Source organism: Clostridium sp., assembly GCF_051656525.1.
In the GTDB taxonomy this organism is placed as follows: Bacteria; Bacillota; Clostridia; order Clostridiales; family Clostridiaceae; genus Clostridium.
Genome location: NZ_JBOGCC010000227.1, coordinates 1 through 11,678 on the forward strand (window position 1 = coordinate 1; position 11,678 = coordinate 11,678).

Annotated in this window: 10 protein-coding genes, 1 pseudogene and 1 other annotated feature; of the genes and pseudogenes, 9 read left to right on the top strand and 2 right to left on the bottom strand. The window is 27.8% G+C overall.

Going from position 1 to position 11,678, the window contains the following annotated elements; translation table 11 throughout:
* Nucleotides 1-216: 216 nt before the first annotated feature.
* A complete protein-coding gene (locus tag ACRDDY_RS11100) occupies nucleotides 217-546 on the bottom strand; it encodes a HesB-like protein (RefSeq protein WP_438565017.1) in 330 nt (109 codons plus the stop codon).
* Nucleotides 547-740: 194 nt separating this feature from the next.
* On the opposite strand from ACRDDY_RS11100, the gene ACRDDY_RS11105 reads away from it, so the two are divergent.
* The 4 genes from ACRDDY_RS11105 (at nucleotide 741) to ACRDDY_RS11120 (ending at nucleotide 5,068) form a co-directional block, all read left to right on the top strand.
* Complete coding sequence (locus tag ACRDDY_RS11105; RefSeq protein WP_438565018.1) at nucleotides 741-1,499, top strand: hypothetical protein; 759 nt, start codon at nucleotides 741-743, stop codon at nucleotides 1,497-1,499.
* A 108-nt stretch (nucleotides 1,500-1,607) separates the two neighbouring features.
* Complete coding sequence (locus ACRDDY_RS11110) at nucleotides 1,608-3,344, top strand: aminopeptidase P family protein (protein ID WP_438565026.1); 1,737 nt, start codon at nucleotides 1,608-1,610, stop codon at nucleotides 3,342-3,344.
* Nucleotides 3,345-3,438: 94 nt separating this feature from the next.
* Nucleotides 3,439-4,140, top strand: coding sequence for an MBL fold metallo-hydrolase (locus ACRDDY_RS11115; protein WP_438565019.1), 702 nt, complete (start codon nucleotides 3,439-3,441; stop codon nucleotides 4,138-4,140).
* Nucleotides 4,141-4,450: 310 nt separating this feature from the next.
* Nucleotides 4,451-5,068, top strand: coding sequence for a hypothetical protein (locus ACRDDY_RS11120; RefSeq protein WP_438565020.1), 618 nt, complete (start codon nucleotides 4,451-4,453; stop codon nucleotides 5,066-5,068).
* 41 nt (nucleotides 5,069-5,109) lie between these two features.
* Here the strand turns inward: ACRDDY_RS11120 and leuS are convergent, their stop codons facing one another.
* Nucleotides 5,110-7,554, bottom strand: a complete 2,445-nt coding sequence (gene leuS, locus ACRDDY_RS11125) for a leucine--tRNA ligase (protein WP_438565021.1) — start codon at nucleotides 7,552-7,554, stop codon at nucleotides 5,110-5,112.
* A gap of 132 nt (nucleotides 7,555-7,686) precedes the next feature.
* Nucleotides 7,687-7,893: a binding site (T-box leader), on the bottom strand.
* Between the two features lie 167 nt (nucleotides 7,894-8,060).
* Here leuS and ACRDDY_RS11130 point away from each other — a divergent pair.
* From ACRDDY_RS11130 to ACRDDY_RS11150, 5 genes and pseudogenes are all read left to right on the top strand, one after another.
* Nucleotides 8,061-8,537: a hypothetical protein gene (locus ACRDDY_RS11130; RefSeq protein ID WP_438565022.1), complete on the top strand. Its 477-nt coding sequence runs from the start codon at nucleotides 8,061-8,063 to the stop codon at nucleotides 8,535-8,537.
* Complete coding sequence (locus ACRDDY_RS11135) at nucleotides 8,530-9,660, top strand: sensor histidine kinase (RefSeq protein ID WP_438565023.1); 1,131 nt, start codon at nucleotides 8,530-8,532, stop codon at nucleotides 9,658-9,660. Before ACRDDY_RS11130 ends, ACRDDY_RS11135 begins: the two co-directional genes overlap by 8 nt.
* Entirely contained in the window at nucleotides 9,653-10,270 is a 618-nt protein-coding gene (locus ACRDDY_RS11140; RefSeq protein WP_438565024.1) for a response regulator, read from the top strand. The genes ACRDDY_RS11135 and ACRDDY_RS11140 overlap by 8 nt, the downstream gene beginning before the upstream one ends.
* Nucleotides 10,271-10,420: 150 nt before the next feature.
* Entirely contained in the window at nucleotides 10,421-11,077 is a 657-nt protein-coding gene (locus tag ACRDDY_RS11145) for a YitT family protein (RefSeq protein WP_438565025.1), read from the top strand.
* A 118-nt stretch (nucleotides 11,078-11,195) separates the two neighbouring features.
* A pseudogene (locus ACRDDY_RS11150) lies at nucleotides 11,196-11,678 on the top strand (hypothetical protein); the annotation flags it as partial.

Here is an 11,678-nt window from a genome sequence, read left to right on the forward strand (position 1 = left end):
AATTCTTATGTTGTAGCTTTCTACTTTGTTCTCATCTAAGAATTCTTTAAATTCATTTAATGCTTCAGCACTAATAGTTATAAAATCCATAAATAAAACTCCTTTCTTTTGTTTAAAATAATATTAGCCATAAATAGTATTAGCTAATATATCACATTTTAACATAATATATTAGCTAAACTATATTTAAAATATTGTTAAATTTAATATTTTAAATTAGTGGCATCCACCACCACATGAACCACATCCACCTGCTGGTGCAATAACTGGTTTAAGTGTTAAACCATTTCCGTTGTTCTCATCTGATGAAAGAATAATAAATCCACCAAACTCATCAACTAATCTACTTTCCATTACAAAAGTAATGTCATTTATAAGTTCAGTAGTATCATCAGCACCAGCTTCATCAACTGTTATGTTGAAAACAGGACCACTACAAGCCATACCACCTAAGTTTATTCTTATGTTATAATTTTCTACTTTGTTTTCATCTAAGAATTCTTTAAATTCATTGTAAGCTTCTTCGCTTATTGTTACGTTTTTCATAATTTTATCTCCAATCTTTATACTTATTTTATGAGATGATTATAGCATAAATTAAAGCAAAGTAAAATAGTCAGAATTAAAAAATTTTATAAACAAATATCATTTATATAGAAGGAATTAAAAGAAAAAGATAGAATTTAATTTATAAAGGGTGAATTTATGATATTATAAGTATTATTAAAAGATTAGAAAGGATGGTTTGGGTGAAACCATATAATAGAAGTTTTTTATTAGAAAAAATAAAAGAATACAATAAAGTTATAAAAGAAAATGAAGTTGGAAGTCATAAAATTGTTTTAAGTAAAAATAGTGAGAAAACTTTAAAAGGTTATGGATATGAAAAAGTAAATGATTTAGATATAGAAACACTAAAATTATTTAACAATGATGATTTGGTAATGGAGCTTTCAGCAAAAGAAATAGAAGGAACTTACGGAATCATAAAGAAAGCAAGAGGAAAGGTTGGAGTAGTAGGATTAGGATTAGGATATACAGTTGTAGAGTTTGCAAAAAGGAAGAATGTAAAAGAAGTAATAGTATATGAAAAAGAAAAGGATGTTATAGAACTATTTAAGGAAAATTTTGGAGATGTTAGAAAGATAAAAATAATTCATGAAGATGCATTTAATGCAAAAAAAGAGAAATTTGATTATTTTTATGTAGATATATATGGATATGAATTAAATGAAGATATAGTTATAGATTATGAAAAGTTTAAGAAAATTCATGATATAAGAGAATATGTTTTCTTTGGAGTAGAACATTTTCTTTTAAGTGCTAGATATGAAGAGGTAATTTGGGTATTTATACCTGAATTATGGATGGAATTAAGTAAAAGTTCTTTTGCATCATTACAAGATGCTGATTTACTTCCATATTATAAAAAAATAGACAGTGAAAAGGTTAGTTTAGTTCTTGGAAAATTTAAAAAAGTTTTTGATGAAGAAGAATAAATTAAAAAGTTATGACTAATGTAGTCATAACTTTTTATATTTGGTAAAATAAGTATATTAAGAGAGGAGGAGAAATGGTTGAGAAATATTGATAAGCTAAGAGCAGAAATGAAGAAAAGAAATATAGATTATTATATTATAACAAGTAATGATGCACATCAAAGTGAATATGTTCCAGAATATTATAAAGGAAGAGAATATATATCAGGTTTTACAGGTTCAGCAGGGATACTTTTAGTAGGATTGAATGAGGGGATTCTATGGACTGATGGAAGATACTTTATTCAAGCTGAAGAGCAAATAAAAGAAGCTGGACTTAAAATGTTTAAAATGAGAATTCAAGGATGGCAAACTATATTTGAATGGTTAGAATCTAATATGAAAGAGAATGAAGTTTTAGGTTTTGATGGAAGATGTGTATCTATAAAAGATTTTGAGGAGTATGCAAATATAGTAAAAAAGAAAAATGGAAAACTTGAAATTCAAAATGATTTATTAAATGAGTTTTGGGAAGATAGACCATCTCTTTCTAAGGAAAAAATATTTATACATGATGTTAAGTATGCAGGGAAAAAGGCTAGTGAAAAAATAGATGAAGTAAAAGAAGAGATGAAAAATTTAAATGCAGAGAACTATATAATAGCTTCATTAGATGATATTGCATGGCTTTTAAATTTAAGAGGAAATGATGTGAAGAACAATCCAGTTTTTTTAAGTTATGTTTTAATAACTAAAGAAAAAACTACACTATTTATTGACTTAGAGAAAGTTACAGAGGGCGAGTTAGAATATTTAAAAGATCAAAAAGTCCAACTTAAAGAATATGATGAAATTTTTAGTTATGTAAAAGAATTAAAAGGAACTACTTTATTACAGAAAGAAAAGATTAATTCATTAATTGGAAGTATGATTCCTCAGGATATAAAAGTTATCAATGAAATAAATATTACAACAAAGCTAAAAGCTATAAAAAATGAAGTAGAAATAGAAAATTTAAAGGCTTGTCAAGTTAAAGATGGAATAGCTATGGTGAAGTTTATGAAATGGCTAAAAGAGAATATTAAAAAAGAAAAGATAACAGAAATAAGTGCATCAGAAAAAATGACTGAGTTTAGAAGTAAGCTAGATCTATTTAAGGGAACTAGCTTTGATTCTATATGTGGTCATAAAGAGCATGGAGCAATGATGCATTATTCAGCTACTAAAGAAAGTGATTATGAGTTAGAAGGTAAAGGGTTTTTATTATTAGATTCAGGTGGACAATATTTAGATGGAACTACTGATATAACTAGAACATTTATATTAGGAGAATTAACTAAAGAAGAAAGAGATGATTATACATTAGTATTAAAGGGGCATATAAATTTAGCTATAACAAAGTTTTTAAAGGGGACATCAGGTTCGAACTTAGATATAAGAGCTAGAATACCACTTTGGGAAAAGGGGATAGATTATAAATGTGGAACAGGACATGGTGTAGGTTTTTTCTTAAATGTTCATGAAGGACCACAAAGTATAAGTCCAGTACCCAATATAGTAAAGCTTGAACTTGGAATGATATTAACAAATGAACCAGGAGTTTATAGAGAGGGCTCTCATGGAATTAGAATTGAAAATACTATGCTAGTAGTTAAAGAAAGTGAAGATTTAGGCTTTGGAGAGTTTTATAAATTTGAAACAATATCATATTGTCCTATAGATATTGATGGTTTAAATGTTGATTTACTGAATGAAGTAGAGAAAGAATGGATAAATGAATATCATGAAAAAGTATATGAAAAAATAAGCATATTCTTAAATGAGGATGAAAAGAAATTTTTAAAATTGTACACAAGAGGAATATAATAGGGTAATTTAGTTAAAAATAGTAATATCTAAAATAGGAAATAGAAAAAGATTATGATAAAATGTGAGTAAAATATTAATTAGGAGGAAACAAATGTTAAAGTTTTTAGGAAAAGGTAGTGCATTTAATACAGAGCTTGGAAATACAAGTGCATATATAAAAAAAGGTAAGTCAATGATTCTTATTGACTGTGGTGGAACTGTATTTCATGAACTTAAAAAAAGAAATGTATTAGATTTTGAAAATCTTCATATTATAATTACACATACTCATCCTGATCATGTTGGGAGTTTAGGTGACTTAATATTTTACTCTCATTATATAAAGGGAGTAAAGCCTAATATATATTTTCCGCATAAAAAAACTATTGATGATATGCTATCATATGTTGGTGTTTCAAATGAGTTATATAGTGTAGAAAGCAGATATGTAAATTGGATTAAGGATGATGAGTTCGGAAATGTAGATGTAGAGTTTACAAATAATAAGCATGTTGTAGAAATACCAGCGTATGGTTTTTTAATTAAAATAAATGGAGAAAAATATTACTATAGTGGAGATACAAGTGAAGTAAATAAGGAAGCAATAGAACTTTTAGAAAAAGATAGGAATGCTTTAGTATATCATGAGGTAAGTTCACTAGATGTACCTAAAAATCCTCATACAACTATTGAAAAGTTAGAAGAAGCTTTTAATAAAGATGTACGAAATAGAGTATACTTAATGCATCTTGATCAAAGGTTAAGTGAAGAAGATTTAAAGAAAAAAGGATTTAATGTAGTAGAAATAAATTAGAGGGAGAAGATTTTATAGTGTGAAAATACTGTGAAATCTTTTTTTATTAGAATAGAAAAAGATGAACATAGATATAAATAAAAAGAATTAGAGATTTAAAAGGCGTTTTTATGAGAAAAGTAATGGTAAGTGTACCAAAAGTTAAAATTAAATTAAATGGAATATATGTAGAACTTGGTAAAAATATTTCTAAAAAAGTGTATTTTGAAATAAACTAAAAGTAACAAAAAGTTAAATACTATAATTGAAAAGTATAGTATAGTATTTATATGGATTTAATAAAAAAATATACAAATGAGGAGGAAGGAAAATGAAAAAGGGAGGCAAGGTTATAATAGGTATAGTCATTGCTATAATAATAATAGTAGTAGCAATATTTGCAGTCTATTATATATCTTTTAGACCGAAAGCAAGTACAACATTAGTAAATACAGCAAGTTCAGAAATGGCAAATGCAAGTTTAAATAAATTAACACCAGAATATATAAATACAAATGGTGCGGTATTACCAAATGGTAATAAACAGGTTACTTTATCAGGAGAAGAATTATCTAATATAGCAGCATATGAAGTTTCACAAAGTCCATCTATTTCAAAATATGTAACAGGGGTTAAAGTAGAGCCAAACGGTAATAATGAGATAGATGTCTATGTAACAGGAGAGTTAGGTGGAGTTTCTTCACAAGCAAAATTAGAGTTTGAAGTTCAAAATCAACAAGGAAATGTAGTCTTAGAATATGAAGATGGAAAAGTTGGATTTGTAGATATTCCAGAAAGTAAGTTATTTGATAGACTTCGTGATAATAGCTATATAAAAGTAAATAGAGCGAATGATAGTATAGCAATAAATTCAAATGCTATAAATGGACAAACATTAGTTGGTATGAATGTTAATGGTTCAAATTTAAATTTAGAATTTAAAGCTTAAAAATAAGGCTGATAGAGTAATTTCTATCAGCCTTTAATATATTATTTTACAACGATATTAACAAGTCTTCCTTTAATAACGATAACTTTAACAACTGTTTTATCACCAATTGCATTTTTAACATTCTCATCATTTAAAGCAGCTTCTTTTATTCCATCATCATTTAAATCAGAAGGAATATTTATTTTCGCTTTAACTTTACCATTTATTTGAATAGCAATTTCAATTTCATCTTTAATTAATGCACTTGGATCGAATACAGGCATTTTTTCATTGAAGATTGAACCTTCCATTCCAAATAGGCTCCATTGTTCTTCAGAGAAGTGTGGTGCAAAAGGTGCAAGTATTTTAACAAAGTCTTTAGCAACTGAAGTTAAGAATTCTACATTTTTAACTTTTTCATTGTTGTACTTAGTTAATGCATTTACAAATTCCATCATTCTAGCTATTGCAGTATTGAATTGCATTATTTCTGTATCTTCAGTCATACCTTTTATAGTATTGTGTAACCAGAAGTTAAGTTCTTTTTCAGGTTTATCAACAGTCTCTTTAGTTTCACCATTATTAGCTTCACGAACAATATCTAAAGCTCTTTCAATTCTATCAACAAATCTAGAAACAGATTTAACTCCATCATCACTCCATGCTCCACCCTCAGTATAGGCAAATCCAAACATTAAATACATTCTAAATACGTCTGAACCATATTCATTAATGTAATCATCAGGAGAAATAGTATTTCCTTTAGATTTACTCATTTTAAGTCCATCTGGTCCTAAAATTAAACCTTGGTGAGTTAATGATTTAAATGGCTCATCAAATGTTAAGTATCCCATATCTCTTAAAGCTTTAGTTATAAATCTAGCATATAAAAGATGCATACAAGCATGCTCAGGTCCTCCAACATATTTATCAACAGGTAACATTTTATTTATTAGCTCTGGATTAAATGGTGCATCAGAGTTTTTATTATCCGGGTATCTTAAGTAATACCATGATGAGCAAACAAAAGTATCTAATGTATCAGTTTCTCTTTTTGCTGGCTTACCACAACAAGGACAAGTTGTATTAACAAACTCCTCAGATTTAGCAAGTGGTGATTTTCCGTCTGGAGCAAACTCTACATCATAAGGTAATTCTACTGGTAGTTGATTTTCAGGTACAGGAACAGTTCCACAATCATCACAATAAATCATTGGAATTGGAGCACCCCAATATCTTTGTCTTGAAACTAACCAGTCTCTTAATCTAAAGTTTACTTTTTGCTTTCCTAAATCTTTTTTAGCTAAAGATTCAACTATTTTAACTTTTGCTTCATCTGTAGTCAATCCATCAAATTCTCCAGAATTAACTAAAACACCATGTTCACAGAAAGGTAATTCTGTTTCTGAACCATCTTTAGAAGCTATAACTCTGTTTATTGGTAAATTAAATTTTTGAGCGAAAGCAAAATCTCTTTCATCATGTGCAGGAACAGCCATAACAGCACCAGTTCCATAAGTAGCTAAAACATAATCACCAATCCAAATTGGAACTTCTTTTCCATTTATAGGGTGAATAGCATAAGCACCTGAGAATACACCAGTTTTTTCTCTAGTGATTGATTGTCTTTCAATATCAGATTGCTTTTTAGCCATTTCTTGATATTCTTCTACTTTAGATTTTTGTTCTTCAGTAGTTATTTCAGAAACTAATGGATTTTCAGGAGCTAAAACAACATAATCAACTCCACATAAAGTATCAACTCTTGTAGTAAATACATTGAAGCTTAAATCAGAATCTTTAACTTTAAAAGTAACTTCAGCACCAGTAGATTTACCAATCCAGTGTTTTTGCATAGCTACAGTTTTTTCAGGCCAATCAAGAGTATCTAATTTTTCTAATAATTCATCAGCATAATCAGTTATCTTAAAGAACCATTGAGTTAAATCTTTCTTAGTAACTTCAGTATCACATCTTTCACAACAACCATCATGAACTTGCTCATTTGCAAGAACTGTTTGACATGATGGACACCAGTTTACAGGTGCTTTCTTTCTGTAAGCTAAACCTTTTTCATAAAGCTTTAAGAATAACCATTGAGTCCACTTGTAATAATCTTCTGAACAAGTTACAAGTTCATTGTCCCAGTTAAACATAGCACCCATAGCTTTTAATTGTTCTTCCATTTTAGCAATGTTTTTAACTGTTGAATCTTTAGGATGTATTCCAGTTTTAATTGCAAAGTTTTCAGCAGGTAATCCAAAGGCATCAAATCCCATAGGTTGGAATACATTATATCCTTGCATTCTTTTAAATCTAGCCCAAGTATCTACAGGTCCATAGTTAAACCAGTGCCCTGCATGTAATTGGCTTCCTGAAGGATAAGAAAACATTTCTAAAACATAAAGTTTTTTATCTAAGTTTGAAGTATCAAACTTGTAAAGATTTTCTTTAGCCCATTTATCTTGCCATTTTTTATCAATATTAGTTCCGTAATTTCCCATAATAATATTGAACCTCCTATATATAAATATTTAGATTACAAAAGTTAGAGTAAGATTATATAGTTAATATCTTATTTAAAAGGTATCCTAATTTTAAATTTTTAAACATAAAAAAACCTTTCATCTCTATTAGAAAGAGACGAAAGGTAAAATTCCGTGGTACCACTCTTATTAAGAATTAAAAATTCTTCACTTATTTAAATAACGGATAGAAATCCGTACTTGTTTTTAACAAGTAAGCTCATAGACAAGTTCCTATATAAGTAATGTTAATTTACACCAATCATTAACTCTCTAAAAATACTAAATCATAGTACTACTTCTAATCATAGCAATAACATATATAATTGTAATCATTTGACTATAATTATATTTAAAATTAAGCTTTAAGTCAATATTAAAGAAAGTTAAAAGTTATGACTTTTTATATGACTTTAGTAACAATACAAAGAGAGGTTAAGATTTTATAATAAAGGTACAAACTTAAGGAAAAGAGGAGAAGAAATATGAGTTTTGGAGCAATAGGAATTATTTTAATAATTATAATATATAAAGGGTTTATAAATTCAAAGAATGGAAAAACTAAAAAGGTTAAGGATGGAATATTTATAGTACCATTAATATTCTTATATTTTTCAGTAGAACAATTATTAGAAATGAAAATAAATATAATAAATATAGGTATTGTATTAGTATCACTTGTTATTGGTATAGGAGTAGGGATGCTTAGATCGAGATTTTATAAAGTTATAGTGAATTCAGAGGGAGAAGTTGTTTATAAAAGACAGCTATTTGATATACTAATATTAATAATATATTTAGTAATAAAAATAGGGCTTGATATGAGTATAGGATATTTTGATAAAAATCTTATAAATTCAGTAGAAGCAGGAGCTTTATTTATGGCTTTAGCTTCAATTAGTATAAGAAGAGTAAAAATATATATGGATTATTTAAGATTAAAAGGAAAAGTAAATGGATAGAAAAAATAGATTTTTAAAGTTAGAGATAATAATATTAGCCTTAAACTTTCTAATTGCTATGAAAAGCAATTTGGAAAGTTCTAAGGCTTTTTATAATATAAGTTTAATTATTTTAATTTTAGGATTATTAATTTTAAAGTTAGCAATAAAAAATGAAAAGATAGAAGTAGTATTAAATGTAATAACAAATATTGTAGCGATAATGTTATATACTATAAATCCACAAGCAATAGTATATTTTTATTTAGCAATTATTGATAATCTACATTTTAAAAATTTAAAGTTAAAAATAATATCGGTAATTACTACAATAGTGTTTTGTATTATTGGGAGTATTATGTTCTTTTTGAATATGGGAGCGAGTTCTACAGAGTTAACTGAAAATATTTTTGGAATGCTAAGCCCTTATATTGGTTTCTGTATTGTAGAAATAATGATACATATAAGAAATAAAGATAAAAAGAAAATTAGATATTTAAATAAAGAGTTAGTAGAACAAAATAAAAAGCTTGAGGAGTATTCCGAAAAAGTAGAGATTTTAACATTAGAAAAAGAGAGAAATAGAGTAGCACAAGAATTACATGATTCACTAGGACATTATTTAATGGCAATATCTATGAATTTGAATATGCTTGAAAAAATAAAATCAGAAGAAAAAAAGGAAGAAATATTTTTAAAAATAAAGGAGTTAATGAAAGATAGTATTACAGAATTACGTGATACTGTGTATAAATTAAAAGAGGATGCTAAAATATCATTTGTAAAAAGAATATATGAATTAGAAGATAATTTAAAAGAAAAAATTAAATTTATAAATGATATAGATGAAAAAATAGAATTAGAAGATGATAGAGTAAAAGAAGCTTTATATATAACTATAAAAGAATGTATAACAAATGGATTAAAGCATGGCGATAGTACTGAATTTGAAATTAGTATAAAAGTAGATAATGAAAAGATAAAATTTTATATAAGCAATAATGGGAGCTTACCAGAAAAAATTGAAAAATCAAATGGAGTTTTAGGTATAGAAGAAAGAATAGAGAAAATAGGGGGAAGTGTATTATTTGAGCTTAAAGAAAAATTTATGATAAAAGGAGAGATTAAAAAGACAGATGATTAAAGTTGTTATTGTAGATGATCAAAAAATTATTAGAGAGGGGTTAAAGCTTATTTTATCTTTAGATGATGAAATTGAAATAGTAGGAGAAGGAAATGATGGTTTAGAAGGAGTTAGTTTTTGTAGAGATAATGACGTGGATGTAGTTCTTATGGATATAAGAATGCCAAATGTAAATGGTGTTGAAGGAACAAAACTTATAAGGGAACTTGAAAAAGATATAAATGTGTTAATTTTGACAACATTTAATGAAGATGAATATATATTGAAATCTATAAAAAATGGGGCGAAAGGATATCTTTTAAAGGATGCAGACCCAGAAGAAATAATAAATGGCGTAAAGCAAGTAAGTAAGGGGAATATGTTAATACATTCAGAAATAGCAATGAAAATGGCAAGCTTACTTAGTGAAAATAAAAATGAGGTTGACTTAAGAGAACTAACAAAAAGAGAAGAGGATGTAGCAAAGCTTATAGGCGAAGGATTGAATAATAAGGAAATAGGAGAAAAACTTTATTTATCAGAAGGAACAGTAAAAAATTATGTTACTAAAATTTTAGATAAATTAGATGTGAAAAATAGGACAGAGCTTGCAATAAAGCTAAAAAACTAGGAAGTAGGTAGGAAGTAAGACGAAATAGGAGGTAAATTGATGAAGTCATCAATAAATTAGATTAGATGCATATAGGAGATATTAGCAATTAAGCAAAAAAAAGAAAGATGGTGTATAATAAAGATATCAACAAATTAGGAGAGTGATATTTTGGTATCGTCCAGGCAGAATGCTAAAATGATAGCTTTAGTTATTTTAGGAGCTTCTATTTTAGCATTTGGTAGTTATAATTTAAATTTTCAAAATGATGTTACAGAAGGTGGAGTTTTAGGACTAATGATGCTTTTACAAAAGCTATTTGGTATATCTCAATCAATTACAAGTATCGTCATTGACTTTTCACTATTTCTTATAGGTATGAAATTTTTAGGTAAGAAGTTTTTATTATTAGCTTCTTTATCGACAATAACATATTCTATAACTTACAAGTTGTGGGAAAGTATAGGGTTCGTACTTCCTAACTTAACTCATCACATGATTCTTGCTGGTATATTATCAGGAATATTCGTTGGAGTCGGAGTTGGAATTGTATTAAGAGCGGGAGCTGCATCAGGTGCAGATGACGTTGTAGCCATAATTGTTAGTAAGTTTACAAGACTTAAAATGAGCCATGTGTATTATATAATGGATGCGGTAGTATTATTACTTTCGTTAACTTATATAAGTCCTGAGAGATTGATCTATTCAGTGATTGCTGTATTAGCAAGTGGTAAGCTAGCAAGTACTATATTTGAAATAGGTAGAAAAGAGAAAGTAAAAAAGGAAAAGAAAGAAAAAGAAATGGTTGCAAAACCAGCTTTAGTATAGTTCATTTTTTTGGTTGTTTAAATAATTTTATTTAAACAGCCTTTTTTAGTTACCAAAAACACCATACTTTAATATTATATTATGTATATTAAATAAAATAAAATAAAGAGGTGTTACTATGAGAATAAGAGATAGAAGAAATAATTCATCTTTTAAAAATTATAATAATATTCAAAATTATAATTTTGAAGAAGAAATTATTTGTGAGGGAGAAAGATGCAATTTAGATAATGAGCAGACTTGTATAAATAATAAAAATAAATGTAATCCACGAAATTCGTATAATCACCATAATTTATATAATAATCATAGAGTGTGCAATCCATGTAATCCATGTAATCCATGTAATCCATGTAATCCATGTAATTGTGAATGTGAACTTGTAGGGCCAACTGGGCCAACTGGACCACGAGGATGTAGAGGAGTAACAGGAGCAACTGGAGCAACTGGGGCAACAGGAGCAACAGGAGCAACTGGAGTAACTGGAGTAACTGGAGCAACAGGAGCAACTGGAGCAACTGGAGTAACTGGAGCAACTGGAGCAACTGGAGCAACTGGAGCAACAGGAGCAACAGGAGCAACTGGAGCAACAGGAGTAACT